At 44.3% G+C, this 26024-nt stretch carries 24 protein-coding genes and 2 pseudogenes; 22 read left to right on the top strand and 4 right to left on the bottom strand.

Going from position 1 to position 26024, the window contains the following annotated elements; all coding sequences use genetic code 11:
* Nucleotides 1–162 precede the first annotated feature (162 nt).
* Nucleotides 163–1164: a zinc-dependent alcohol dehydrogenase gene (locus tag OXB_RS13940; protein ID WP_041075094.1), complete on the top strand. Its 1002-nt coding sequence runs from the start codon at nt 163–165 to the stop codon at nt 1162–1164.
* Nucleotides 1161–2921, top strand: a complete 1761-nt coding sequence (locus OXB_RS13935) for a thiamine pyrophosphate-binding protein (protein ID WP_041075093.1) — start codon at nt 1161–1163, stop codon at nt 2919–2921. The genes OXB_RS13940 and OXB_RS13935 overlap by 4 nt, the downstream gene beginning before the upstream one ends.
* Before the next feature lie 434 nt (nt 2922–3355).
* On the opposite strand, the gene OXB_RS13930 is transcribed toward OXB_RS13935, so the two are convergent.
* Nucleotides 3356–4543, bottom strand: a complete 1188-nt coding sequence (locus OXB_RS13930) for a hypothetical protein (RefSeq protein ID WP_144399709.1) — start codon at nt 4541–4543, stop codon at nt 3356–3358.
* 325 nt (nt 4544–4868) lie between these two features.
* Entirely contained in the window at nt 4869–5882 is a 1014-nt protein-coding gene (locus OXB_RS13925) for a LacI family DNA-binding transcriptional regulator (RefSeq protein ID WP_041076850.1), read from the bottom strand.
* 276 nt (nt 5883–6158) lie between these two features.
* Between OXB_RS13925 and OXB_RS13920 the strand changes: the two genes are divergently transcribed.
* The 9 genes from OXB_RS13920 to OXB_RS13880 all read left to right on the top strand — a co-directional run bounded on the left by OXB_RS13920 (nt 6159) and on the right by OXB_RS13880 (nt 15206).
* Nucleotides 6159–7088 carry an aldo/keto reductase gene (locus OXB_RS13920; RefSeq protein ID WP_041075091.1) on the top strand — a complete coding sequence of 310 codons (930 nt, stop codon included), beginning with the start codon at nt 6159–6161 and terminating at the stop codon, nt 7086–7088.
* 150 nt (nt 7089–7238) lie between these two features.
* Nucleotides 7239–7682, top strand: a complete 444-nt coding sequence (gene aroQ, locus OXB_RS13915) for a type II 3-dehydroquinate dehydratase (protein ID WP_041075090.1) — start codon at nt 7239–7241, stop codon at nt 7680–7682.
* A 492-nt stretch (nt 7683–8174) separates the two neighbouring features.
* Complete coding sequence (locus tag OXB_RS13910) at nt 8175–8930, top strand: IclR family transcriptional regulator (RefSeq protein WP_173426054.1); 756 nt, start codon at nt 8175–8177, stop codon at nt 8928–8930.
* A 34-nt stretch (nt 8931–8964) separates the two neighbouring features.
* Entirely contained in the window at nt 8965–9849 is an 885-nt protein-coding gene (locus tag OXB_RS13905; protein WP_041075089.1) for a LysR family transcriptional regulator, read from the top strand.
* 204 nt (nt 9850–10053) lie between these two features.
* Entirely contained in the window at nt 10054–11679 is a 1626-nt protein-coding gene (locus OXB_RS13900; protein ID WP_052484047.1) for an acyl CoA:acetate/3-ketoacid CoA transferase, read from the top strand.
* Nucleotides 11676–12104, top strand: coding sequence for a MaoC family dehydratase (locus tag OXB_RS13895; RefSeq protein ID WP_041075088.1), 429 nt, complete (start codon nt 11676–11678; stop codon nt 12102–12104). The genes OXB_RS13900 and OXB_RS13895 overlap by 4 nt, the downstream gene beginning before the upstream one ends.
* Before the next feature lie 380 nt (nt 12105–12484).
* Nucleotides 12485–13426, top strand: coding sequence for a ketopantoate reductase family protein (locus OXB_RS13890; protein WP_041076844.1), 942 nt, complete (start codon nt 12485–12487; stop codon nt 13424–13426).
* Between the two features lie 121 nt (nt 13427–13547).
* Nucleotides 13548–13847, top strand: a complete 300-nt coding sequence (locus OXB_RS13885; RefSeq protein ID WP_052484046.1) for a VOC family protein — start codon at nt 13548–13550, stop codon at nt 13845–13847.
* Between the two features lie 204 nt (nt 13848–14051).
* Nucleotides 14052–15206, top strand: coding sequence for a chromate transporter (locus OXB_RS13880; RefSeq protein WP_052484201.1), 1155 nt, complete (start codon nt 14052–14054; stop codon nt 15204–15206).
* A gap of 494 nt (nt 15207–15700) precedes the next feature.
* Here the strand turns inward: OXB_RS13880 and OXB_RS13875 are convergent, their stop codons facing one another.
* A complete protein-coding gene (locus OXB_RS13875) occupies nt 15701–16081 on the bottom strand; it encodes a rhodanese-like domain-containing protein (RefSeq protein ID WP_041075085.1) in 381 nt (126 codons plus the stop codon).
* A gap of 159 nt (nt 16082–16240) precedes the next feature.
* Between OXB_RS13875 and OXB_RS13870 the strand changes: the two genes are divergently transcribed.
* The 5 genes and pseudogenes from OXB_RS13870 (at nt 16241) to OXB_RS19485 (ending at nt 20663) form a co-directional block, all read left to right on the top strand.
* Nucleotides 16241–17020 carry a lipoate--protein ligase family protein gene (locus OXB_RS13870; RefSeq protein ID WP_269447846.1) on the top strand — a complete coding sequence of 260 codons (780 nt, stop codon included), beginning with the start codon at nt 16241–16243 and terminating at the stop codon, nt 17018–17020.
* Between the two features lie 179 nt (nt 17021–17199).
* Nucleotides 17200–17997 (top strand): annotated as a pseudogene (locus OXB_RS13865) (ribonucleotide reductase N-terminal alpha domain-containing protein); the annotation flags it as partial.
* Nucleotides 17998–18320: 323 nt separating this feature from the next.
* Nucleotides 18321–20084: pseudogene (locus OXB_RS13860) on the top strand (vitamin B12-dependent ribonucleotide reductase); the annotation flags it as partial.
* 65 nt (nt 20085–20149) lie between these two features.
* Nucleotides 20150–20572, top strand: coding sequence for a hypothetical protein (locus tag OXB_RS19250; RefSeq protein ID WP_052484045.1), 423 nt, complete (start codon nt 20150–20152; stop codon nt 20570–20572).
* Nucleotides 20529–20663, top strand: coding sequence for a YcxB family protein (locus OXB_RS19485; RefSeq protein WP_442852912.1), 135 nt, complete (start codon nt 20529–20531; stop codon nt 20661–20663). The genes OXB_RS19250 and OXB_RS19485 overlap by 44 nt, the downstream gene beginning before the upstream one ends.
* A 139-nt stretch (nt 20664–20802) precedes the next feature.
* Here the strand turns inward: OXB_RS19485 and OXB_RS13850 are convergent, their stop codons facing one another.
* The gene (locus tag OXB_RS13850; protein WP_041075084.1) at nt 20803–21783 is read right to left on the bottom strand and encodes a DUF1385 domain-containing protein; all 981 of its coding nucleotides are present in this window, start codon (nt 21781–21783) and stop codon (nt 20803–20805) included.
* 128 nt (nt 21784–21911) lie between these two features.
* Here OXB_RS13850 and OXB_RS13845 point away from each other — a divergent pair, with 128 nt between their 5' ends.
* The 6 genes from OXB_RS13845 to OXB_RS13820 all read left to right on the top strand — a co-directional run bounded on the left by OXB_RS13845 (nt 21912) and on the right by OXB_RS13820 (nt 25866).
* Nucleotides 21912–22343, top strand: coding sequence for a hypothetical protein (locus OXB_RS13845; RefSeq protein ID WP_041075083.1), 432 nt, complete (start codon nt 21912–21914; stop codon nt 22341–22343).
* 270 nt (nt 22344–22613) lie between these two features.
* Nucleotides 22614–23675: a M24 family metallopeptidase gene (locus tag OXB_RS13840; RefSeq protein ID WP_041076835.1), complete on the top strand. Its 1062-nt coding sequence runs from the start codon at nt 22614–22616 to the stop codon at nt 23673–23675.
* 25 nt (nt 23676–23700) lie between these two features.
* On the top strand, nt 23701–24258 hold the full coding sequence (gene efp, locus OXB_RS13835; protein ID WP_041075082.1) for an elongation factor P: 558 nt from the start codon (nt 23701–23703) through the stop codon (nt 24256–24258).
* A gap of 106 nt (nt 24259–24364) precedes the next feature.
* On the top strand, nt 24365–24574 hold the full coding sequence (locus tag OXB_RS13830; protein WP_041075081.1) for a SpoIIIAC/SpoIIIAD family protein: 210 nt from the start codon (nt 24365–24367) through the stop codon (nt 24572–24574).
* Nucleotides 24553–24951 carry a hypothetical protein gene (locus OXB_RS13825; protein ID WP_041075080.1) on the top strand — a complete coding sequence of 133 codons (399 nt, stop codon included), beginning with the start codon at nt 24553–24555 and terminating at the stop codon, nt 24949–24951. The genes OXB_RS13830 and OXB_RS13825 overlap by 22 nt, the downstream gene beginning before the upstream one ends.
* 15 nt (nt 24952–24966) lie before the next feature.
* Entirely contained in the window at nt 24967–25866 is a 900-nt protein-coding gene (locus OXB_RS13820; protein WP_041075078.1) for a stage III sporulation protein AE, read from the top strand.
* The last annotated feature ends 158 nt before the right edge of the window (nt 25867–26024 follow it).

Raw genomic sequence — 26024 nt, 5'->3', positions numbered from 1 at the left:
CAGAGATTGGACCAAATGAATGCCTAGATAGTTCATCTACTAGTCTCTGGCTAAACAGAGACCGGGCAGCTCATTGGCTCGGTCTTGTTTCTAAGCAGTTTGCACACTAATATTAGATCGATCTACTAAATAACACTTTCAGAAGACAAGTAGGTGAGTAGCATGCTAGGATTAGTTATTAATAAACCAGGTGAACTAACTTTGCGTGAAGTTCCTTCCAATAGGCAATTACAAGACAAAGAGGTTAAGATAAGAACTATATACGGCGGCATTTGCGGATCTGACCTAAGTGTTTTTCGTGGAAAGCTGGCACATGCCGTTTATCCTGTATGTCCAGGCCACGAATTAATCGGAACCATTGTCGAGGCTGGCGCAGAGGCAAAATATTCAATTGGAACAAGGGTAGTCGTTTTACCAAATACCTATTGTGGAGAATGTGAATTTTGCCGTAAAGGCAAAACGAATATTTGCGTGAATAAAATAGTGTTAGGTGTGAATGCGGACGGCGGATTTTCCGAGGAGTTTACTATCACAGACAAATACATCTTGCCGATTCCGGATAAGCTTTCTGATGAACGGGCTGTATTAATCGAGCCTTTTGCAGTAATCGTCCATGCGTTAAGCAAGGTGGAAATCAGCAAAGACACAACAATTGGCATTATCGGTTGTGGGACAGAAGGTATGTTGGCTATGACATTGGCCGCTTACCATGGCGCTCAAATTACGGGCATCGACATTAATCCAGATAAACTGGAAAAGGTGAAGTCAAGTTATCCCGGAGTTCAAACAATGCTACCAAATGAAGTAGATGGAAAAGTGTTTGATATTGTCATTGAGGCAGCAGGGGTACGCACTTCATTTGAACAAGGAATTGACTTGGTTAAACCAGGAGGGACAATGATCGCTATCGGGCTTCCCGCTGAGGCAACCATCCCTGTCATTCAAGTAGTGCGAAAAGAGATTTCTATCTTAGGCTCTATTATTTACAACTTGCCTGGGGATTTTATTAAGAGTATCGATTATTTAATGAAAGAAGATTTGAATGTCGATCCAATTATCTCGAAAATCTATCCTTATACGAGTTATGAACAAGCGTATGAGGATGCAACATCAGGAGAGTACGGGAAAATAATTTTGAATTTTAAGGAGGAAACAAATTCATGAAAGAAGTCATCGCTCGTCAACTAGTTAAGTATTTGGAAGACCGAGGCGTGGAACACATTTTCGGCCTGTGCGGCCATACGAATATCGCGGTACTTTCTGAGCTGGAAAAAAGCTCGATCAAATTTGTCAACGTGCGCCATGAGCAGATTGCGGCGCATGCAGCGGACGGTTATGCCCGCGCGAAAAAACAGACAGCTGTCGTCCTCAGCCATGTCGGCCCCGGCATGACCAATGCGGCAACCGGTGTGGCAAACGCGGCGCTAGACTGCATTCCAATGGTAGTCATTGCGGGGGATATTCCGAGCCATTACTACGGGAAACACCCGCATCAGGAAATAAACCTCCACGCGGACGCCACTCAGTACGAGATTTACCGTCCGTTCGTCAAACGGGCTTGGCGGGTGGACAGCGCGCATCTCTTCCCGGAAATTTTGGAGAAAGCATTCCAATTGGCGGAAACAGGGACACCGGGCCCGGTGCTCGTGTCGGTTCCGATGGACATTTTCTCGATGGAACTGGAGACTTCGTATTTCGATTTCCAATCTCATCATACGAAAGCGCTTCAAAAGCCGTCCATGGATGAAGAAACAGCAGAAGCGATCTTGAAAACACTGGTCAACGCGAAAAACCCGGTCGTTTACGCCGGGGGAGGAGTATTACTTGCGGATGCAGCGGAAGAGCTGGCGAAATTCGTCAACCATTTCGACTTCCCGGTAGCGCATTCCTTAATGGGCAAAGGCGCAGTGGCGGATGACAACCCTCTCGTCCTCGGGATGACTGGCTTCTGGGGGACGGAGTTTATCAACCGGAAATGCCGCGAAGCGGACTATCTCTTCGGCCTGGGCACGCGCTTTGCGGAAGCGGACAGCAGCTCATGGGAAAACGAGTACACGTTCGACTTCCCGAAAACCAAGCTCATCCAAATCGATATCGAAGCGAGCGAAATCGGCCGCAACTATCCAGTGGAGCTTGGCGTCGTCGCGGACCTAAAGCAGGCGCTGACCGTCCTTAACTGCGTGGCGAAGCGGCTTTATCCGGAAGGGCGCCAAAATGAGGCGCTTAAACAAGAGATCGCCGACAATCGTCGCCAGTTCAAGGCGAGCAACGAACAGTTCGTCCAGGACAACTGCTTCCCAATGCAGCCGCAGCGCATCTTGGCGGAAGTGCGGGACGTCCTGCCGCGCGATGCGTATATTACGACCGATGTTGGATGGAACAAAAACGGCGTCGGCCAACAGTTTGACATTTTAGAGCCAGGCACGATCTTTACGCCGGGTGGCTTTGCGACGATGGGCTTCGGGGCACCTGCTGCACTCGGCGTAAAAGTGGCGCAGCCGGACCGTGTTGTCGTGTCGCTGGTCGGTGACGGTGGTTTCGGGCAGAACCCGGCCCTTCTTGCGACAGCGGCGGAAGAAAATATCCCGGTCATCTGGGTCATCATGAACAACTTTGCTTTTGGAACGATTGCAGGTCTGCAAAAAGCGCACTACGATACAACGCTCGGAACGCTGTTCACAAAAGACGGCCAACCTTACTCGCCGGACTTTGCGGCAATTGCGCGTGCGTATGGCGTCGAAGGCATCAAGATCGAGAAAGCGGAAGAGTTCAAGCCGGCACTGGAGCAGGCGATTGCAGCCAACAAACCCGTCGTCATCGATGTCGCCATGCTGAATAACCCGGTCCCGACAGCCGGACACTGGAACATCATGGACATCTATTCACCGGATAAGAAAGTTCATCACGTTTCTACGAATTAAATAATCAAAAAAGAATATTTTCAACCTCCTGTATTTAAATGTACAGGGGGTTTTTCCGCGTTATTTTGAAAGTGGTAATTAAAACGGCAGGTATTAGACTAATTACAATACAGCCTACTTATCCGGTATCGATGCAGCATTCTCGCGTATTTAATTTTCGTGGCAACACTGTGTCTCTATCCTATCGGCAGAACGCAGCAAACGGCTCTACAACCGCATGGAAGGAATTATTCTATTAGAGCTGCATTCCAGTTCATTCTTACATGTTGCGCTATTTAGGGACAGTCATTGATTTCTAATATAAAACGAAAAGCAGGTGACAGGAAACAAATCGTTTCCCGCCGCCTGCCTTAATTTTTTCATAAATGCATAAGAGGTGGAATGCGCTGAATGCGTATCTGGCTTGAATAGTAGTTTTACATTTTCAGCTTTTATTAAAAAAAGGTTAGGAGATAAGCAATACCAATTGCGATTCCCATATAAAGAAGTGCAAACGGAATGTTCCAAAGACCTACCCGATATGGATTGACTTTAATGATTTCTGACAAGATGGATAACGATAAGTTATATGGACTATACATGACCGTAGCCACACTAGATGCTATGAGTACAAGTGTTAAAGAAATACTCGATACCTCGGGAAGAATTGGCTGCAATAACTCTGCGATCAGAGTAATAGAAACCAAAGGGTGAAAACCAATTAATGCCGATACTACAAAATATAAGCCAATTAAACAGAAAAATAATAACGAGTGTTGGGATGAATCCATAAAGGCTTTTTGTAAAAATGACAAATGGCCGGAATGGGTTAACATTGCAACAAAAAAACCAGCACTTAAAAACATAAAAAAGTAGTTTGGCAAATTATTTGTCCGCTCGATCCAATGCGGTAACGTAATTTGAAAATACCGTTTTGTCCGGCGGTTCAGTACCGCCCAACCAACAGAGATAGGCAAGAGCAACAGGACAATGGAAAATAGATAGCCTTTATTTAGTATGTTTTCCAATACCGAAACTGCCGAAATGAAAATGATCAAGAGGATAATCATTTCAGTTACTTTCTTTCTCATTCTACGGGTCGAGGATTCCCTCATTTCAAACGGAGCGGCTACAATTTCTTCTTGATACCGTGTTGAAGTGAAAGACAAGTCGAATACCATTAACAAAAAGGCAATGAATAATAAGATTGGTAAAATAGTTAGGTATTTATTGTTGGTCATATCCAAAGAAATACTGACCATTATCTCCATCGGGCTCCATGAAAGACATAAAGCGTAACTCCGTAAAAGACTTTGTGTTTTAAATTTATCGATCGTCAATTTAGGAAACTGATTTAACGTTCGATCAAGTGATCTGCTTAAAAGAGGAATTGTTGCTATATTTAAAAAGAGACCAAGTAAATGAGTGACGAAAAAACTTCTGGAGTAAAGCTTTTTCAACTTGGTAACTCCTTGTTCCAAGAAAAGGCTCAAACTTTTATCGTAACCGCCTACCCGAATAAGGGAATTGATAAAAGGCAGAAATAAAAATAGAGAAAGCATTCCTAACATCGTTTCAAAATTTAACAAAAGTTCTGTCCAAGGTAGATCACTTTGAAAAAACAAAAACAGTCCAATTAGCAAGAAAATAATTCCCGAGCCTAAATAAAGACCCTTTGCAAACCGTACGGATATTACGAGCGCTATAATTGCAAGAATACCAATTGAAAAGGAAAGTATAGGGGAATCGATAAAACGGGAAATGATGTATAGAATAATTAATAAAGTATAAACAAGAAGTCGCATAAACAATACTTTCCTTTCTCCACATAACTAAAAAAGACTAGAGGAATCTATATAATTAGATTAATACCAATACATCTCTATGTATTGCTGAATTCAGCTGCTAAAAATATAAAAAGGAGCCGCAAACACGGTGAATTCATTCCTGTTCACGGCATTGGGTACATTAGTCCCGAATAATTAACTCTGGTTTTATTATTATTTTTTCCCCCTTTTTATCATTATTTGTAATTCTGCGTTGAAGCAGATTAGCAGCCTCATTTCCAATTTGCCTGGCAAAAGACGAAACAGTTGTTAGGGGAGGCTGTACAATTTCTGATTCAGGCACATTATCAAATCCCACTACCTCTATATCTTTTCCGATAGTTAGACCCGCTTTTCGCAATCCAAGAATAACACCAAAAGCAACAAGATCACTAAAGCAAAATATGGCGGTCGGCAGATGATCTTTTGATTGGCTGAGCAGCTCTTCAACCGCTTCTGTACCTGCCTGTTTATTAATAGCTCCTGGGAGTATGAGAGAGTCTTCAATAAGGAGCCCTTTTTCTTCATAAACGGTACGGTATCCTTTCATCCGTTCCGTCCATGTAGAGGATTCCTTGCGACCGCCGATAAAGGCAATACGTTTATGCCCTTTGTCAATTAGATGATTGATAATCATTTGTGTACCTAAATTATAATCCACTCCTACATAGTCGAAATCGCTGTGAGGCAGTTCACGAACTGTGAGGACAACAGGGATATCTAATTTCTTCAATCGTTCGGCAGTCTCTTTTCCATTACCGGATACCGGAACTAAAATAATTCCGCCGACCCGATGTTCTAGCATGGTGGAAATAAGTCGATCTTGATTCGAATGTAAATCAAAAGTTGTTCCTAATAGACCAGTATAGCCCTCTTTTTCAAGCTCCTCCGTAATCCCTATGAATAAATCAGAATAAAATGTGTTAGCGATATCCGTAATAATAATTCCAATTGTGGTGGATTGTTGTGAACGTAAATTTGCCGCGACACGGTCATATACATAGCCCAGCTCATTCATCGACGCCAACACTTTCTTACGCGTAGCCTCTGATATGGTTGGGCTATTGCGGACAATGAGGGAAGCGGTCGATCTGGAGACACCTGCGTGCTTCGCAACTTCTTGTAAGGTAACTCGATTTTTCTTTGTAGGTCCTATGGAAATCACCTGCTAACTAAAATATTTTTAAAGCGCTTACTCTTGAAGTGAACGAGTTTGCTTGAGAACGGTTCTTCTAATTAAAACATTGGATCGATCTAAAAAAGATTTTTATAATTATCAGAATAACATATATAGTTTGGACCGTCTAATAGAGTTATTTGTATTATGGGGCTAACGAATAGAGAAACTTGACATTGAATATGCAATTTACTTATCCTTAAGTGAACTGGGCTAACCAGTGGTCCATTCTATTATACAGAGGAGGCATATAAAATGCAAAACAATGAGATTGGTCAAACAGGTCTTTATGTAAACCCTATTGGATTTGGCGCCAATGCTATAGGTGGACATAATCTATATCCCAATTTGGATGAAGAAGCCGGAAAAGAATTGGTGCGTCAAGCATTACAAATGGGCGTGAATTTTTTGGATACAGCCTATATCTATGGTCCGGAACGTTCCGAACAACTGGTAGGCGAGGTGATTAAAGAGACAGGCATGCGAAATAAAGTAATTTTGGCAACCAAGGGCGCCCAACGTATAACAAATGAAGGAGTTATATTTGATAATTCCCCGTCCTTTTTGCGACAAGCTGTGGAAGGAAGTTTACAACGGTTGCAAACAGATACGATTGATTTGTTTTACATACATTTCCCAGATGAAGATACCCCGAAAGACGAGGCAGTAGGGGCATTGAAAGATTTAAAAGCGGAAGGAAAAATCCGGGCAATCGGTGTCTCTAATTTTTCTCTCGATCAGCTCAAGGAGGCAAATAAAGACGGATATGTCGATGTGTACCAGGGTGAATACAATTTGTTGAACCGGCGTGCAGAAGAAGATTTGCTCCCTTATGCAAAGGAACACGGCATTTCGTTTGTTCCGTTTTATCCATTGGCGTCAGGTCTATTAAGCGGAAAATATGATAAGACTGCGAATTTTAATGATTTTAGAGCGAGACTGCCGCATATTAAGGGTGAATCGTTCAGCCGAAATATGGAAAAAATCGATCAGCTTCGAAAACTGACGAAGGAGAAGAATGTTGAAATGGCTCATATAGCACTTGCGTGGTTATTAAGACAAGAATGTATAGATGTCATTATTCCAGGGGCTAAACGAATTGAACAATTGGAGAACAACTTGAAGGCATCAGATGTACAACTTACAAAAGAGGACTTGATAGAGATCGACGCCATCTTCGCCTAACCTTACTCAATAAAAATTCAGAAATATTGGTATTGTAAAAGAAATGAAGTTAGGCTAAAATTATAATTAAATTCCGCCAAGCGAAACATAATTTCGTGTGTCGGAACTAAAATGCCATCTAAAATATAAAAGAGACGAGGAGAAAGCGAAATGAAAAAGGTATTAATGCTTCATGGAATTAACCACAACATGTTCGGAAAAAGGGATCCCGTCCAATACGGAACCGTCACGTTAGAAGAAATTGATTCAGGAATGAAAGAACTGGCGAAGGAACTGGGAGTAGAAATCGAAAGCTTCCAAACGAATCATGAAGGGGAAATGTGCGAACGCATTCACCAAGCGTATTTAGAAAATATGGACGCTGTCATTATTAATGCAGGCGCTTGGACACACTATAGTTATGGATTGCGTGATGCGCTTGCCATCTTGGAGGCTCCTATTATAGAAATCCATATGTCGAACATTCATGCAAGAGAGCCTTTTAGACACCACTCCGTTTTTGCAGAGATTGCAAAAGGGCAAATTTGCGGTTTTGGTGTAGAAAGCTATTATTTAGGTTTGCGCGCAGCAGTCGCAGCGATCGAGGAAAAATAATTCCGTACGATGAACAGTGAATAGGCATCTCTCCAATCGGCACAGCCTGTCTAAAATGCAGGGGTTCTGTAAATGGAGAGATGCCATTTTATTTTATTTCTGCCAAATACATGAGTTTTATATGAAGGATCAGCTGAGTTCAATTTTTGCAGCAGTGATCCATGACAGATAATGCCTGCTATTCCAGAGAAATATCAAATTTGAAATGAATCTTGAAAACCCTTGCAACTGTAAGCTATGATAAAAGATATACATGAAAAAATATTGTTTGTATCTTCATTTTGGTATTGAAATCAAACCGTCAGTTACAAAAAAAATCCATCTCTCTAGGTGGCGATGTGAGTGTCGAATTTTTTTCTGTCCATTGGATGTCTAAACTTTGCTGAGTAAAGTTAAAGCCTCCGGAGGATGTCATTGATTTTTTCGGATCTCGAAAAAGTCCGGACGCAATTAAGCCGATCGTATTTGATATTAATTAGGGAGCGTGTCAGCATGACTTCAACAGAGCAAGACAAGGGAATCCGTTCATTGCAACGAGCGATTGACTTGTTGGAGTGTTTTACGATGGAAGAAAGAGAACTTTCCTTAACCGAGATTTCTAAAAAGATAAAACTAGCTAAATCAACAGTCATTCGACTCCTCTATACATTGGAATTGAATAGCTTTGTTGAACGGGACCCTGTTACGTTTAAATATAAATTGGGAAAACAATTATATTTTATAGGGAATATCGCCGGGCAATCGATTGAAATACGAGAAGTTGCAAAAGAATCGATGCGAAGATTGCGGGACAAAACTGAGGAAACTGTAAACCTTTATGTTTTGGACAAAGAAAGCAGAGTTTGCATTCAACAATTCGAGAGTTCCCAGTCCATTCGCCATATTATCAAAATCGGCGAAAAACTACCTTTAACATTAGGGGCAACAGGCAAAGTAATTTTAGCTTATCAATCCGAAGAATTTATTGAACAAGTTTTCAAAAAAGAAGATCCGAAAAGAGATTTCCAAGAATTTAGACAGGAACTGCAGGAAATTATAAGGAATAGGTTTGCCCAAAGTATTGATGAGCGGGAAGTCGGTTCTTCCGCAATTGCAACTCCAATCTTTGACGTAAATGGCCAGATGATTGCGGCGTTGTCTTTATCGGGGCCTACGACTAGATTTAAAAAAGAAGTCATTGAGCAATGGAAGGATGATCTATTGCAATGCGGCATGGAAATTTCAACGAACTTGGGATTTCAAAATTAGAATAATTGAGAAGGGAAGAGAGGGGACGCGTTAGGTGGATTTTCAACAGCTACATAATTTCCAAGTACTGGCGCAAATTAAAAACGTAACCCGTGCCGCAAAGGAACTTTCTCTTACTCAATCAGCGCTAAGTAAATCGATTGCTCGTTTGGAAGAAGAAGTGGGCGTACCATTATTTGAGCGGAACCCGCGCGGTGTCAATTTGAACTCATTTGGAACTTTGTTTTTAGAGTATGTAAACCGTGCAATTGAGGAAATGAACAATGCAAAAGAGAAGATAAATGAGATGATTGATCCGTCAAACGGAATCATTCATTTTGGCTTTATACCCTCATTGCGCTCTTCATTTGTTCCCAACATTATTCAACTTTTTTTTAATGACAGTCCAAATGTCCGTTTTCAATTATCGCAAGGTCCTACTGGGAAAATTATTAAACAATTGGAAGCAGCTGAAGTAGATTTAGTATTTTGTTCCCCGCAAAAAGAGGTGGAGAATATTAGTACGTTTCCAATTATCGATGAAGAGCTGTTTTTAGTCGTTCCCTCCTCTCATCGGCTTGCTAATCGAAAAGAAGTAGCGTTGGCGGAAGTTGCAAATGACCTTTTTGTCCATTATCATTCAGACTACCCATTGCGGCATGTTATTGATGAGTTTTGCCAAGATGCAGGTTTTCTTCCCAAAGTTGCAATAGAAGGCGCTGAGGATGAAATTATTGGAGGGTTAGTTGCCGCCAATTGCGGAATTGCATTAATGCCCGCTACTCAAGGGCTCGACCAAACGAAAATATCCATGTTATGTGTCACGCAGCCGCGGTGCAGACGACTCATTGAAATGGCTTGGCGAACAGACAGCTATATGTCGCCAGTAGTGGAACGGTTTAAGGATTTTGTTATCCATAATATTTCAAGAGTTATTTGAATATTTAGTTGAATTATTTTTTTGAGACCTGGAGAGATTGTATCCAGGTCTTTTTATTCTGTAAGAGGATACACTGATTTTTATCCCTACTGATTGAGGTAGTCCTTTTCGTCATGGATTCCATTATTATTATTCATTTTTCAATAATTAAAACTCAAGCTATACTTTTATTAAGATATAAAAAATGGATTGTGAGGGGAAGACATGAATCCTACGACACGAACGAATGCGGTAAAAATGATGAGTGCAGAAGAAGCTGTGGAGCAAATCCCTTCCAACGCAACGGTAGCTTTTCTTGGGGCCGGAGGAGGCATTGCAGAACCGACCGCTGTCATTGAAGCACTGGCCAAACGGTACAGGGAAACAAAGAAGCCTCGTGATTTAACACTCTATTATTCGACTGGCCTTGGGGATCGTGGAGATCGGGGGCTGTCTCCGTTAGCTCAATCAGGTCTTGTGAAACGAGCAATTGGCGGACATTGGGATCAGTCGCCTCGTCTTGCTGAAATGGTTGCAAGAAATGAAATTGAAGGTTACAACTTTCCGATGGGGGTAATGAGTCAACTGCTGCGTGCTGCGGCTGCCGGACATCCTGGATTATTAACACATGTTGGGATCGGAACATTTATCGATCCGCGTCAAACAGGCGGGAGATTAAATGAGCGCACGACGGAAGAATTAATAGAAATTTTTGAAATCCAAGGCAAGGAATGGCTGTTTTACCCCGCCATACGTCCTGATGTAGCAATTATTCGTGCTACGACTGCCGACACGGAAGGATATCTGACGATGGAAGATGAAATAACGTTTTTGGATATTCTTCCTATGGCACAAGCCGTGAAGAACAATGGAGGCATGGTCATCGCACAAGTGCAACGACTGGCAAAGGCAGGAACCTTGCATCCAAAGGATGTAAAAATACCGGGATATCTTGTCGATGCTGTAGTCGTTGTTTCCGAGCAGCCTCAGCTATATTCCGGTGCATTAAATCGATTTATGTCAGGCGATTTCATTGCTGAAATTGGAGAGATTGCTATACCTCCTTTAAATGAGCGAAAAGTCATTGCACGTCGAGCTTTATTTGAAATTTGCCCTGGAGATGTCGGAAATGTTGGCGTTGGTATTTCGGATGGGATTGGTATCATCGCTCAAGAAGAAGGAGTTGGCGATGAGTTTACCTTGACGGTTGAAACAGGGCCTATCGGCGGAGTTACAGCTCAAGGGATCTTCTTTGGGGCAAGTATTAATAATCGTGCGGTTATTGATATGCCGGCCCAATTTGACTTTTATGATGGGGGAGGATTGGATATTTGTTTTCTCAGTTTCGCGGAAGTGGATCAGGCTGGAAATGTCAATGTGTCTCGGTTTAACGGAAAAATTGTAGGAACAGGCGGATTTATAAATATTACATCTAATAGCAAGAAAGTAATTTTCAGCGGCACCTTAACGGCTGGCGGGCTCCAAACGGAAATAGTGGACGGTTCCGTAAAGATTCATCAGGAAGGACGATTTCAAAAGTTTGTTCCACAAGTCGAAGAGATTACATTTAATGGTACCGAGGCAATGAAGCAGGGAAAAGAGGTTCTTTATATTACGGAACGAGCTGTTTTTAAATTGACACCTGAGGGACTAGAGCTGATTGAAATAGCACCCGGAGTAGATATTGAGAAAGACATTTTGAGTCACATGGGCTTTCAACCGCGAGTTTCCCCCAATTTAAAAACAATGGATTTGCGTTTGTTTTTAGAAGAGCCAATGGGAATCCGAGAACAATGGTTGAATCAAACATTACGTAACCAATCTAGAAATCATAAGGAGGAAGTCAAATGACAACACATAAAGTACCCTTTGAAATCGGCGATACAATTTCTTATACAAAAACAATTAGTGAGTCAGATGTGTATTTATTTGCAGGGATTACCGGAGATTTCAGCCAAATGCATATGAATGAAGAATTTATGAAAACCACTCCATATAAAAAGCGGATTGCTCATGGCGTTTTAACATTTGCTCTAGGTTCTACGGCATCCACTCTAATTCAAGTTCAAGCGAGAGCTGAGATTCCAAGCGTTTCGTACGGATATGATAAGCTACGCTTTACAAACCCCGTATTTTTTGGAGACACCTTAACAGCACACTATACAATTGAAGACATTGATCACGAAAACTTAAAATCATTTGCTAAAGTAGAAGTATTGAATCAAAAAGGAGAACTTTGTACTGTGGCCCAGCATATTTTGAAATTCATACCTTGAGAAATAGGAGTAGAGTTATAGGCATTACTAGGAAGGAACGTGACAATATGAAATTCCATTTACGCTGATGAAATCAAACTAGAATTAAAAAATGCTTTTGAGAAAGCACAACAGGATCCAGAGTTTCAAAATTTCTTAAAGAGAACAAACGGCGAGTCTCTTGGAATTAGCGGGGCAGAAGCAGAGGAATATTGGAAGAATTGGCAATCCACGACGGCATGGTTATTACCATGATGCAGGGGAAACTGTAGTAAGTCCGGCTGATCTTGGAATACCCCGAACGGAATAAATGGAGCACCTCCCCATGTGCAGAAGAATTTTGAATGTCTTCTGCCATTTTTTCTTTCATAATTTTATTCTGATAAAGAGGTGGATTTTTGTTGAAGATTTGTATTGTCGGCGCTGGAGCGCTTGGAAGCACAATTGGCGGAGTGCTTGCCGAAGGCGGATCAGAAGTGTATTTAATTAATCGGAGAGAAGAGGTTGTCGATGCGATTAATAAGAACGGATTGATGTTGCGAAGCGGTACAATTGATCGCGTTGTATCTGTGCAAGCAAGGACGAGTTGTGCTGGCATAGGAACTGTTGATTTAGTCATAGTGTTGGTGAAGTCCTTTCACACTAAACAGGCGATCGAAAACGCGAGGGACATCATTGGCGAGAATACAATGGTGTTATCGTTACAAAACGGACTGGGAAATGAAGAAGTAATTGCTGAAGTAGTTGGCAAAAAACGGGTACTTGCCGGAAAAACATATGTTGGAGGGGTAGTACTTGGACCGGGACATGTTCTAGCAACAACAAAAGAGAAACAAACATATATTGGTGAACTTGATGGTCGGATTACTGAACGGGTGAAACGAGTTGCCAAAGTGTTTAATAGTGCAGGACTAATGACAAATATCACCTCGAATATTATGGGGATTATTTGGGATAAATTATTGATTAACGCTGCAACTGGTCCTTTGTCCGGTATTACACGTTTACCCTATGGCGGTTTATATAAAGTTCCCGAAATAAAAGAGATAGCGGTTGCTGCTGTACTAGAAGGTATATCGGTTGCTAAAGCTCATGGCGTAAGCCTGGATACAGAGGACCCGGAAACCATTTGGCGAAAGGCCGCGGAGGGGTTGCCGGCTGAATTTAAGACATCTCTCCTGCAAAGTATTGAAAAAGGTTCCGAGACGGAAATTGATTATATTAATGGTGCGATTGTTCGTTGGGGGGAGAAACGGAATATCCCCACACCGTTAAATAAAACTCTCGTGGCCAGTATCAAAGGGATCGAGTATGCGCTGCAATATTACAAAGAAAAAGAATGACTTATATTAAAGAAAGTAGGATACCATCTTGGCTTATCAGAACAAATCATATGTGGAACACATCGCGGTTAGAGTAAAAGACATACATTGGTTTATTCAATTTTTTGAGGAGGCATTGGGAATGCCAGTTGTCAATTGGACCGGAAATCAAGAGAATCCGGACCAAGCATGGTTAGCTGGCGGCATACAGCTAATATCCGATTCATCGAATCCGAATAGCAGATTGGACCATATTGCAATTGTAACAGAGAATCTCGAAAAAGCGGTTCATGAAGCGATCAATAGAGGTGGTAAAAAATTTTACAAAGGACCAAATTGGATTGAACTTCCTGATGGGCTCGTCATTGAGTTAATTCAGCAAGCAGGCAGTGAAGTGGATGATTTTTTAAATGTAAAAGTGAGCTACGTTCCAGTTCCATGACGAGATGTGTTTATATTTTTTTTATTCTTCTCCTACTAATGTTAAGAATTTATAAAAATTTTTTTAGCGCCTTCAGAAAAAATCTAATTAATGTTAGACTGCAAACAGAAGCATCCGCTAATTGTTTCGGATATTAGTTCGTTGTAGAAAGAAGGTGCTAACGTTTTGGAAAAACAGAAATCACACTGGAACTTGAAATCCTTAATGGAGCTATTTCTCGTATCATCGAGGCTTGGTTTGACATCGTTCGGCGGGCCGATTGCCCATCTAGGTTATTTTCATGAAGAATATGTACGGAGAAGAAAGTGGATGGATGAAAAGAGTTATGCTGATCTTGTGGCATTATGTCAGTTTCTGCCCGGCCCCGCGAGCAGTCAGGTCGGAATTGGTATTGGTGTCATGCGTGCAGGAGTCCTTGGCGGCATTATCTCCTTTATAGGATTTACGTTTCCCTCCGTTGTCGTGCTGATTTTATTCGCTTTATTGCTGCAGGGAATGGACTTTACAGATGCCGGCTGGATCCAAGGATTGAAGCTGGTAGCCGTTGCGGTCGTCGCTCACGCAATTGCCGGCATGGCGCAAAAACTGACTCCGGATGTTAAAAGAAGAACGATTGCTTTAATTGCTCTAGTGGGAACTGTTTTATGGCAAACGGCATATATGCAGGTAGGTGTGATTATTTTGGCTGCTGTTCTAGGGTACATCCTTTATAAGAACCATCCAGAAGAGGATGGTACAGTAGGCATCTTTCCTGTTTCCCGTCGGGTTGGCATTGCTTGTTTAACCTTGTTTTTTGGTCTCCTCATCATCTTACCCTTATTAAGGAGTATCAGTTCTTCCCATTGGATCGCCATGTTTGACAGTTTTTATCGGGCAGGGTCTTTGGTATTTGGTGGCGGTCATGTTGTTTTACCTTTACTTGAGCGGGAATTTGTTCCGCTTGGTTGGGTGACTGCAGAAACCTTTTTAGCAGGGTACGGCGCGACACAGGCAGTTCCTGGTCCTTTATTTACATTTGCCGCCTATTTGGGAACTGTTATGAATGGCTGGACAGGGGGTCTTGTGGCAACAATTGCAATTTTTTTGCCGGCCTTCCTGCTTATTTTAGGTACACTTCCATTTTGGGACGTACTGCGACGCAGCCCTAAAATGAAAGGCGTATTGATGGGGGTCAATGCTGCTGTTGTCGGTTTGTTGATTGCCGCTTTATATCATCCAATCTGGACGAGCACGGTTCAGTCTGCGCTAGACTTCGCATTTGCCGCAATCTTGTTCTGCATGTTGGCCTATTGGAAGCTCCCTCCGTGGGTTATCGTCGCTTCAGGTGCAATCGGCGGGTTGCTCTTAGGGTACATATAAAATTCGTCAAAATGGACTCTTGCTAATCGTCAGACCATGAACAAACTACTCTACAAAGTTTGTTTATGGTTTTTTTGAACCTTTTAATGGGAAATTGATTTCTTAGCTCGTTCTAAAAGAATAGGATCCTGAACGACTAAAATCGGTTACCCTGATTGATTAATCGGATGTGTTTAGTAATTTCTCAAACATAAAAGAGCAGAAGCGCGGGGTTTCAGCTTAGCCCCGACAAAACGTGCTTTAAGTTCTGCAAAGAGCGTTAGAAATTAAGGCCAATTGAACCCTTCGCTGTTTGATAGGCGAGACGGCACTAGCACCTCCTGTACGTCTGTGGGGCTCGGTAGGCGTTTTTTAGCCTGCCTACTGAAGAGACTACAGGGGTTTTCCGGCACCTGATTATGGCCGTAAATCCAATCCGTTTAGAAAGCTATCCATAGGTGCAGATTGTATAGTGCGCTAATGAAAAAAAGTTCCTCCAAAGAAGAACTTTTTGTTTACGACTTGCTCTTAATTTTACCTGTCCATTGACGGAATCCGCCTTGCAAATGGTATAGTTGGTCATAGCCTTTTTTCTTAAGGAATAAAGCCGCACGAGCACTTTTTCCGCCGTTCTGATCGTACAGGAACACCCGCTTGTCTGGACGGATTTCTTTGTAGCGTTGGCGGAAATGAGTATATGGAATATTTCGTGCTCCTAAAATATGGCCGGCATCAAAATCTTTCGGTTCCCTCACGTCAATCAATTGCGCTTTACGGTAACCTTCAATGAATTGTTCCTGTGACAAATCGGTGACCGCCTTCCGAAGGCGTACAGCCGTCACGATGAAATAAATAATCAAACCGGCTGCCAATGCGATTAATACATATAATTCCACTAGCACTTGCTCCTTTCTCTCTCTGTATCCATTATAAAGATTTATTGGCACTTGTTCAATGAGGATGATAAAATGAAATGCGTTGCAAAAGGGGGAATTTCATTGGAAAAGATCGTTTGGAACTTTATTAATTCAGGAAAATGCACACCATCTTTTAATATGGCGCTCGATGAAGCGTTGCTGGAATGGCATAGTGAAGGGAAGATCGGTCCCGTTCTCCGATTTTACGAATGGGAGCCCGCCACCTTGTCCATCGGATATTTCCAGCGGGTTGAAAAAGAGATTGATATGGATCAAGTGAAGAAACTTAATCTTGGTTTTGTCAGGCGTCCAACGGGCGGCCGAGGAGTTCTACATGAGCATGAACTTACATATAGCGTAATCGTCAGCGAATCATACCCTGACATGCCGGAAACTGTGACGGAAGCCTATCGGGTCATTTCGGGCGGTCTGTTGGAAGGGTTCCGGAACCTCGGGTTGGCAGCGGAATTTTCCATACCGGATACGGAGAAGGCCAGAGCGGATCTGAAAAAACCGAAAAGTGCCGTCTGTTTTGACGCACCTAGTTGGTATGAACTCGTCGTGGAAGGCCGGAAAGTGGCGGGCAGCGCACAGACAAGGCAGAAGGGCGTCATCTTGCAGCATGGTGCAATTTTACTCAGCTTGGATGAAGAGAAGCTTATTTCCCTTTTCAAATACAGATCGGAAGAGCATCGGGAACTGGTACGGATCGGCCTGCCGGAAAAGGCGGTGGCGATCGATCGGCTGATGGACCGTTCTGTAACGGTCGAAGAGTGTGTGAAGGCTTTTTCAGCAGGTTTTGAAAAGGCGCTCCAGATCCAATTGCAACCACTGGAATTGACGGCGGAACAACTGGATTACGTAAAAGCCATCGAACAGAAAAAGTATGCGAATGACGACTGGACATTTCGGAAATGACAGATAGAACTTTGGTTCTATTTTCTGAAATAGAAGCTAGGGAAATGCCGGATCCATCACATTTGGGAATTAACAGCAATTTATTTTGATTGAAGCAAGTTTCAATATGTTGTAGATTAGGTATATACATAACACAACATGTTGTGTTTGGTTAGACGTTGTTAAAGGAGGATCCGTTAATGGTAATTGTTTCAAATCAACAAGAACCTAGTTTAAACAAGTCGCAGTTGAACGCAGATATTGCGAATTTCCCGCAAGTCCATCCAATCACGGACGATATGAAAATCGAGCATAGCGGGGTTTCCCGCCTCGTTATGATTGATCGGTATTCTTTCAAGGACACGGAGAAGAAGACGTTGAAAGTCGGGGATTTTGTTGTGCTGACTGTCAAGGAAGACCCGAAATTCCCTGCACGTGGCCTCGGCTATGTCGCTTCCTTGGATCGAGAGGAAGGCAAAGCGGATATTTGGGTGGAAAAGGAGTATCGCTCGGCAATCGACGATCCGGAGGAACAAGAGAAGGGGATTGTCACCAGACCGCTTGATGTCATTGAAAAGCCGCTGGAAGTGTTCTATGAACAAATTGCCAAGCGGAACGCATACGGGCTCGCCTCAGTTGAAACGACAGAGGAAGGGCAGAAGCAATCCTTTGATCGGTTCTATCGGGAGTTGGCTGGTCTAAATTTCATACCGGCTGGACGAGTTCTTTATGGGGCGGGATCGGAAACGGAAGTAACGTTCTTCAACTGTTACGTCATGCCGTTTGTCGCGGACTCGCGCGAAGGCATCTCCGACCACCGCAAGCAAGTGATGGAAATCATGAGCCGGGGCGGCGGCGTCGGGACGAACGGATCGACATTGCGCCCGCGCAACACGCTGGCAAGAGGCGTGAATGGGAAATCATCCGGATCGGTCTCTTGGCTCGATGATATTGCGAAATTGACTCATCTTGTGGAACAAGGTGGATCGAGACGTGGTAAATAAAAGTGCCTCGTCTATAAAAAAACCTCGTGAATTGCTGGGAACTCTTTGATGACTTATCGGCTACAACGAAACTGGAAACGGTATGCGTGAATGCTTGAAAACGATAAGAGGATAAAGACAATCAGCAGCCAAGCCTCTAAGACGAATGGTTATGAGGAAGGTTCAACGACCATCGAAAGCATGCGAAATTAGCAGAAGCGAGTAGAGTAGGGTTCAAGCGAACTCGAAGTGCGAGGACACCAGGTCTAGGTGTAAGATATGGTCTGAACTCTATGGCGACATAGAGAGTTGATTTAGCGAATCAACGTAACAAATTGGCCCAAATGATCATGTTAGCGGATTGGCATCCTGACATTTGTGAGTTCATCATTTCGAAAATGCAAAATCCGCGTATTTTGCGCTTTTTATTGGAAAATACGGAAGATGAACTCATCAAGAAACTAGCGAATGAAAAACTGAAATTCAAACCGCTGACAGCGCAGGAAGAAGCGATGTACCAAGGAATCCTGAACTATCGGACAATCCCTGGCATGGGTGGTTTCAATGAAGCGATTCTCCGCGATGCGGAAACGAAATTGCGCGACGGTGGAACGTATTCTGTCCACAATCCAGAATTCCTGACGGGCGCGAATATCTCTGTCACCTTGACCGACGATTTCATGAAGGCGGTCGAAGAGGACGGGGAACATCAATTGCGCTTCCCGGCGGTGGAGAAATATTCACCGGAAGAAATGGAAGTATACAACGAAGAGTGGCATGAAGTAGGAGACGTCCGCGAATGGGAACGTCAAGGCCATGAAGTTCGCGTCTACCGGACGATGAAAGCTCGTGCGCTTTGGGATCTCATCAATATTTGCGCGACCTATTCTGCGGAACCTGGAATCTTCTTCATCGACAATGCCAACAACGAAACGAATGCCAAAGCGTACGGCCAGCAAGTGGTAGCTACAAACCCGTGTGGAGAGCAACCTTTGGCGCCATACAGTGTCTGTAATTTAGCTGCCGTCAACCTTGCTGAAATGGCCGATAAAGAAACAAAAACGGTCAATTACGAGAAACTGATCGACACGGTCCGAGTCGGTGTCCGCATGCAGGATAACGTCATCGATGCGACGCCGTACTTCTTGGAAGAGAATAAAGTACAAGCACTCGGGGAGCGCCGTATAGGTCTCGGTGTCATGGGGCTTGCAGACCTTCTTATCTATTGCGAGAAACAATATGGCTCCCAAGAGGGCAATGAACTTGTCGATAAAGTGTTCGAAACGATTGCGACGACGGCTTATCGTGAGTCGATCGAACTGGCGAAAGAGAAGGGGAGCTTCCCGTTCCTTATCGGCAAGACGGAAGAAGAAACACGAAATTTGCGTGAAGCGTTCATCAATACTGGCTATATGAAAAAAATGCCGGAAGATATCCGGCAGGCGATCCTGGAACACGGTATCCGGAACTCCCATCTACTAACTGTTGCTCCAACGGGGAGCACTGGAACCATGGTTGGCGTCAGTACCGGCCTTGAACCATATTTCTCCTTCACGTACTATCGGAGCGGACGTCTCGGTAAGTTCATTGAAGTGAAAGCTGAAATCGTGGAAGAATATTTGAAACGGAATCCGGAAGCGGATCCGGACAACCTACCGGACTGGTTCATTTCGTCGATGAGCCTGGCGCCGGAAGCACATGCGGATGTCCAGTGCATCATCCAGCGCTGGATCGACAGCTCGATCTCGAAAACGGTAAATGCCCCGCGCGGCTATACGGTGAAACAGGTCGAAAGCGTCTACGAACGCCTGTACAAAGGTGGCGCGAAAGGCGGCACGGTATACGTGGACGGCAGCCGTGATTCACAAGTGCTGACATTGAAAGCGGAAGAGAACGAAATCGATTCCGATTATGTGGAAGAGGTTGTCGAACAACGAAAAATCGTCCTCGTCAATACCATCCAAGACTTACGATCTACGAATGTCACAATCGGCTCTGAAGTCGGTAACACCTGCCCGGTTTGCCGACAAGGGACGGTCGAGGAAATGGGCGGCTGCAATACATGTACGAATTGCCAAGCTCAATTGAAATGCGGTCTATAATCAAAAGTGAGAAAAGTGTCGCTTGCGGGCGGCACTTTTTCTATGAATCAACTACGGGGGGTGGCATGAAAATTCATTATCATTTAACTGAAGAGGATTTTGTGAATTTCAATCTGTACCATAGCCGCCATTCGAAGGCGGCCACCCGACCATTGATGGTGCAGCGAATCGTCTCACCGATTCTCTTTATCGCGGTCGCATTTCTTTTTTCCACGATAGGGGGGATTCCACTCCCTTTCTCGTTGACGACATTCGGTATATTAAGCATTCTATGGGTTTTATTTTACCCGAAGTATTTTTATCATTTGATCAAGCGAAATGCGAAAAAGATGATTCGAGAGGGAAGGAATGACGGTTTGCTCGGTGACCATACGATGAGCTTGACGGAGGGATGGTCTTTCCGATTCCACTGGCAACGGGGAAACAAAGCTATCCTGGTCGGGAATCAAAGAGTTCAAAGAGGATGCCCATTATTTCTATCTATATAATAGCGCGGTCAGCGCCTACATTTTGCCGAAACGGGAACTGGAAGACCCCGAGGGGACAAAATCTTATGTGCAATCCCGGATCGAACAGTAACTTTACGCCCTCCAGGCCGTCTACCTCTTATCAATGACGATGGGAATCATTCACATGGCGATGCGTTCTATGCTTTTAAAATTGAAGTGCAGTAAATGAAAAAGAGCGTCGCCCAAAGGGTTCCGCTCCTTTTACTATATCAATTCAAAATTGCCGTGTCCGAATCGGCTGCCATGTCCAACTCGGGCTTTTCCAATACTTCCACGCCATGCTCTTCGACTTCGAGCAATTTCTCGAATGAGGCGATGGCCACTTCGACTTGACTGTCATCCGGTTCTTTCGTCGTCAACAGTTGAAGCCATAAACCCGGATAGCCCAAATATTTCAAAACGGGCACGTTGCGGACCATGTTCGTCACTTGCAGCACTTCAAACGAGATGCCAAGCACAACCGGGATCAAAAGAATCCGGTTCACGACGCGTAGCCAGAACGGATCGGTTGGCACAAGGAAGTAGATAAACATCCCGACAATGACCGTGAACAAAATGAAACTGCTTCCGCATCGATAGTGCAGCCTGGACTGGGCTTGGACGTTTTCGACAGTGAGCGGCATGCGATTTTCATACGCGTTGATGACTTTGTGTTCCGCTCCGTGATATTGGAAGACCCGTTTGATGAGCGGCGTCATGGAAATTAGCGAAATGTACGTCAGCAATAAAATCAGTTTGAACAAGCTCTCTAGAAGAATTTGAGCTGTCTTGCCGGATGCGATCGGCTGCATCAGTTCCGCCAGAAAAACAGGGACTAATGTAAATACAAATTTTCCAAATAGGAAAGATAACACACCGACTGCGGCGACGCCCAGGACCATCGCTAATTTGGAAGGCTCCTCCGCGACGACTTCCTCTTCTTCTCCAGGCATGAGGTCATAGCGCTCGCTGGAAAATGTCAGATGGCGTGATCCGATGCCCGCCGACTCGATCAACGCCACAATCCCTCGGAGAAAAGGAACTTTTTTCAACTTCGCCGCAAAAGGCTTTTGTTCTTTCGGAACATGAAAGTAGTCTATGGAACCGTCCTTTCGGCGGATGGCCGTAACGGTGTCCTTCTTGCCCCCAAACATGACCCCTTCTATCAATGCCTGTCCCCCATAAGCGGGAGGCTGTTGTGATTTTCCCATATAGTTACCCACACTTTCTTTCCTGTCAGTTTCCGAACTGTTTTCATTGTACTAAAAAAAACAGGCTCTCTCCACAAATAGGTTTAAAAAGTTTGGTTCCGCCCGACACTTTGGAGAGGAGGGAAGGTATGATCAATCAAACATTCTTTTGGACTTCATTCATCGCGGCTCTTGGAACAGCGTGTGCGCTTAAATTTCTCCATTTTTTCAATTTCATCGAATGGTCGCCCGTCGGATGGGCGAAGGGATGGGTTTTTTTCTCGGAAGGCGCCCATCCTTTCATAAAATGGGCTTTGCTGTTCCTAATTCTACTCATTTCTTATATGATCCTGTATATCGCTGTTTCCTTTACTACATCCATTCCGACCGTGGTTACTGCACTCCTGATCGGAATTATTGTAGTGATTTCGATCGAGTGGAGCATCGGTACGCCAGAGACGTTAAAAAAAGCAGTCCAATCGGTGTCCATCCCGTTTTTCGCGGTCATGGCCATCATCATCCGATTTATTACGGAAACGGCGGTCGTGATGAAGAAACTTTCAGCTCATGAAACGAAATGAGTTGCCACCAATTTCGGATGTGTTAAAATGAAAAAGGAAAAGGTAGGAATGGGGCGGCGTGTGAGCGTTTGCCTCTGTCTAAGTCAGGTCCCTTCCACAACCTGGACGCGGAGTCGACATCTGGAAAACTTGACCATGGAACAAGGCACTGTCAATAACGGCAGGGATGATGGCTGGTTACAGATCTTGCGGCTGGCGTTTCATTCCCGATTGCCGATATACATAGCAAGGGACTCGCCGGATCTGGAAAATAGGGAAAAGGGGTATGCAATCGTGAAATTGACGAAACTGCGTCAACTTCTTCAAGAGCAGAAACTCGATGCGTTGCTCATCACGAATCCGTATAATCGGCGTTATTTGACCGGCTTTACAGGTACAGCCGGGGTCGCCGTCGTTTCGGCGGAGGATGCTGTTTTTATCACAGATTTCCGCTATATGGAGCAGGCGGAAAAGCAGGTGGAAGGGTACCGCATTGTCCAACACTCGAAAACAGTGATCGGCGAAGTGGCCAATCAGGCAAAGTTAATGAACTTACAGACATTGGGGTTTGAAAAGGACGATCTCACATACGGCATGTTCGAATTGTATGATCAACAAGTCGCCGCTGAGCTGAAACCGGTATCGGGCGTAGTGGAGAAGCTGCGGCTCATCAAAACGGAAGCTGAAATTGCCATTTTGAAAAAAGCGGCCCACATCGCAGATGAAGCATTTAGCCATATTTGCAAATTCATCAAACCAGGCGTGACTGAACTCGAGGTCTCCAATGAACTGGAGTTTTTCATGCGTAAGCTCGGCGCCGCATCCTCCTCTTTTGACACGATTGTCGCATCGGGATCGCGTGGGGCATTGCCTCATGGCGTGGCAACGGATAAAGTGATCGAATCGGGAGAACTCGTGACGTTGGATTACGGTGCGTACTATGAAGGGTATATATCAGATATCACACGTACTGTTGCTGTTGGAGAGCCTTCGGTCAAAATGAAAAAAATTTACGACATCACGTTAGCGGCACAGGAACTGGCATTGCGAAAAATCAAGCCGGGCATGACAGGGATCGAAGCGGATGCAATCGCCCGGGATTATATTATATCCAAAGGGTATGGCGAAGCGTTCGGCCATTCAACTGGCCATGGTATTGGTCTTGAAGTGCATGAAGGGCCTACTCTTTCCTTCCGTTCGGATGCGGTGCTCCAACCGAATATGGCCGTCACGGTGGAACCGGGAATTTACCTGCCCGGCATCGGAGGCGTCCGGATCGAGGATGATATCATCATAACGGAGACGGGCAATGAACGACTGACGCATTCCACCAAACAACTTCTCATCTTATAACTATTAAACAAATGGAGGAATCATAATGATTTCAGTAAACGAATTTAAAACTGGCCTGACCATTGAATTTGACGGCGACATCTGGCGTGTCATCGATTTCCAACACGTGAAACCAGGAAAAGGAGCAGCCTTCGTCCGTTCGAAATTGCGTAACCTCCGTTCCGGCAACGTCAATGAAAAGACATTCCGTGCGGGAGAGAAAGTGGAGAAGGCACAGATCGACAACCGCCGCATGCAATACTTGTATGCCAACGGAGACGATCATGTATTCATGGACAACGAATCCTACGAACAGATCGAATTGCCTTCCAAACAAATCGAAGAAGAATTGAAATACTTGAAAGAAAATATGGAAGTTCATATCGTCTCCTATAAAGATGAAGTCTTAGGCGTCGAACTTCCAGTCACGGTGACGCTCGAAGTCATCGAAACGGAACCAGGCATCAAGGGCGATACGGCGAGCGGCGGCTCGAAACCGGCCAAAATGGAAACCGGCCTCATCGTCCAAGTTCCATTCTTCGTCAACACGGGTGATAAGCTGATCATTAACACAGAAGAAGGCGAATACGTTTCACGGGCATAAGAAGCCCATTATCGAACACTCCTTTCCCAATTGGGCTGAGGGGTGTTTTTTTGTGTTCTAGTCCTCGAACACTCCTCATAAGATAAGGCAATGGGGGGAGTACCGGATGGAATTGAATGACTTGCTACGGATTGCCGGGATCGGGCTTGTGATCGGCATCCTTCATATCTTCTTCGAACAAACCGGCAAAAAGGAATTCTCCTTTTTCCTGTTCCTTCTCGCCTATCTTTATATTACAGCCGAAATGCTGCGGTTCTTAAAAATCTTTTTTACGGAAATCGTGGAATTTTTCCAATGGCTGTCGATGTCGGTTTGATGGCCACCTTATTTTATGTCATCCTTGTGTTTCTCGTCCTGCTGCTTTTGTCGTTCGCTGTGCCGAAACTCCATCCGTTGTTATATACGGTGCTGTTTTTCTTCTTTTTATTCCAATCGCTACTCGTCATCATCATTCCGTTTACTAAGACCTATATCCAATTATTCCAACCGCTTCCCGATCCGTTCGCCAAGTTGCTGATCGGCAGTGCGATCCTCTTTTTCCTCTCGGATTTGATTGCGCGCCATATTGAAGAGGCGGGCTACCGTTCACTGGCGGCCCTATCTCATTTCGTGGTGAAACTAGCGATCTTGACGTTATGGATTCCGCAGACATCCAGTTTAATCGAAATATTGACTTCACTCATTTCTAAATGATCGGAAGATGCCTCCATGATTGCATTCATCGAAACTATACTGGGAACGGTCCTGTCCAGTTTCGCCATCATCATCATTTCGGCTTTCATGGCATTAATGGCCGACTTTTTGTTTCCTTCCTTTTCAAAATGGACGAGGATCCTGCTCATCATCCTAATTGTCAGCGTTGCCCTGCAGCCGGCTATGGGCCACCTTGATTTGATCCGGGATATCGCACGTTCGATTTCCTTGATTTTCATTTCGATCTACCCGGTTTTGTCTGCAGGTATGGTGATGGCGGGCGGGGCATTCGGCTTGCTCAATTTCCAGCCGGCGATGCTGCTGTTTGCAAACGGAGCGGTCGTTTTGGCAGAACGTCTATTGATTCCCTTATTGACGGCGACTTTCCTGTTCGATTTGATTTCCCGATTGCTTCCCGATGTGCCGTTCAGCCGAATGGCGGACATGGTGCGGACAACTCTTCTCGCTGTAGTTTCGGCGACGGTGGCGACCTATTCAATTTTCATAACAGCCGGCGGGACGATGTCTTGGGCGATTTCCGGTTTGACAAGTGAACCGGTGAGAGAATTGATCCGCCAGAATATCCCTCTCATCGGTTCCTTCATGACCGATACGATCGGGACGATGGGTCGGTATTCTTCGGGGGCCAGCGTCTTTGCGGGGGGGTGGATGATGGTCACGGTTTGGACCGTCGCGCTCGTTCCTTCCCTCAAGACACTCATCGTCGCTTTTTTTTACCGGTGGACTGCGGCATTGATCGAACCGTTTGCGGATGAGGATATAGCAGGTATTTTGGATGATATCGGTAAAACGTTGTTTGTCCTCTGCGCTGTATCGTTTCTGATCTCGTTTGCCTTCATCTACACATCCCTGGTGTCCATCGTCTTCATCAAGTTATTCACTACGATGAAATGAGGTCGGGCTATGGAATCTTTCTGATCGGCATCTTATTGATATCCGTTTTCTCGTCCTTTCTTCTTTTGCTATTGCCCGATGATAAAGAAGAAGAATTCATCCCGCTCATTAAAATTGCAGTCGGCATCTGGATTCTTCAATCGTTCTTTTCGATATTT

Origin of the sequence: Bacillus sp. OxB-1 (genome assembly GCF_000829195.1) — a bacterium.
Taxonomy (GTDB): Bacteria; Bacillota; Bacilli; order Bacillales_A; family Planococcaceae; genus Sporosarcina.
Note: the sequence above shows the minus strand (reverse complement) of the source record. Positions and strands in the feature narration are given on the sequence as shown.

What these genes read in the sequence shown, in the direction of transcription:
- OXB_RS13940 (WP_041075094.1), top strand. Translation starts at nt 163, where the DNA reads ATGCTAGGATTAGTTATTAATAAACCAGGTGAACTAACTTTGCGTGAA.
- OXB_RS13935 (WP_041075093.1), top strand. Translation starts at nt 1,161, where the DNA reads ATGAAAGAAGTCATCGCTCGTCAACTAGTTAAGTATTTGGAAGACCGA.
- OXB_RS13920 (WP_041075091.1), top strand. Translation starts at nt 6,159, where the DNA reads ATGCAAAACAATGAGATTGGTCAAACAGGTCTTTATGTAAACCCTATT.
- aroQ (WP_041075090.1), top strand. Translation starts at nt 7,239, where the DNA reads ATGAAAAAGGTATTAATGCTTCATGGAATTAACCACAACATGTTCGGA.
- OXB_RS13910 (WP_173426054.1), top strand. Translation starts at nt 8,175, where the DNA reads ATGACTTCAACAGAGCAAGACAAGGGAATCCGTTCATTGCAACGAGCG.
- OXB_RS13900 (WP_052484047.1), top strand. Translation starts at nt 10,054, where the DNA reads ATGAATCCTACGACACGAACGAATGCGGTAAAAATGATGAGTGCAGAA.
- OXB_RS13895 (WP_041075088.1), top strand. Translation starts at nt 11,676, where the DNA reads ATGACAACACATAAAGTACCCTTTGAAATCGGCGATACAATTTCTTAT.
- OXB_RS13885 (WP_052484046.1), top strand. Translation starts at nt 13,548, where the DNA reads ATGCCAGTTGTCAATTGGACCGGAAATCAAGAGAATCCGGACCAAGCA.
- OXB_RS13880 (WP_052484201.1), top strand. Translation starts at nt 14,052, where the DNA reads ATGGAGCTATTTCTCGTATCATCGAGGCTTGGTTTGACATCGTTCGGC.
- OXB_RS13870 (WP_269447846.1), top strand. Translation starts at nt 16,241, where the DNA reads ATGGCGCTCGATGAAGCGTTGCTGGAATGGCATAGTGAAGGGAAGATC.
- OXB_RS19250 (WP_052484045.1), top strand. Translation starts at nt 20,150, where the DNA reads ATGAAAATTCATTATCATTTAACTGAAGAGGATTTTGTGAATTTCAAT.
- OXB_RS13850 (WP_041075084.1), bottom strand. Translation starts at nt 21,783, where the DNA reads ATGGGAAAATCACAACAGCCTCCCGCTTATGGGGGACAGGCATTGATA.
- OXB_RS13845 (WP_041075083.1), top strand. Translation starts at nt 21,912, where the DNA reads ATGATCAATCAAACATTCTTTTGGACTTCATTCATCGCGGCTCTTGGA.
- efp (WP_041075082.1), top strand. Translation starts at nt 23,701, where the DNA reads ATGATTTCAGTAAACGAATTTAAAACTGGCCTGACCATTGAATTTGAC.
- OXB_RS13830 (WP_041075081.1), top strand. Translation starts at nt 24,365, where the DNA reads ATGGAATTGAATGACTTGCTACGGATTGCCGGGATCGGGCTTGTGATC.
- OXB_RS13825 (WP_041075080.1), top strand. Translation starts at nt 24,553, where the DNA reads ATGGCTGTCGATGTCGGTTTGATGGCCACCTTATTTTATGTCATCCTT.
- OXB_RS13820 (WP_041075078.1), top strand. Translation starts at nt 24,967, where the DNA reads ATGATTGCATTCATCGAAACTATACTGGGAACGGTCCTGTCCAGTTTC.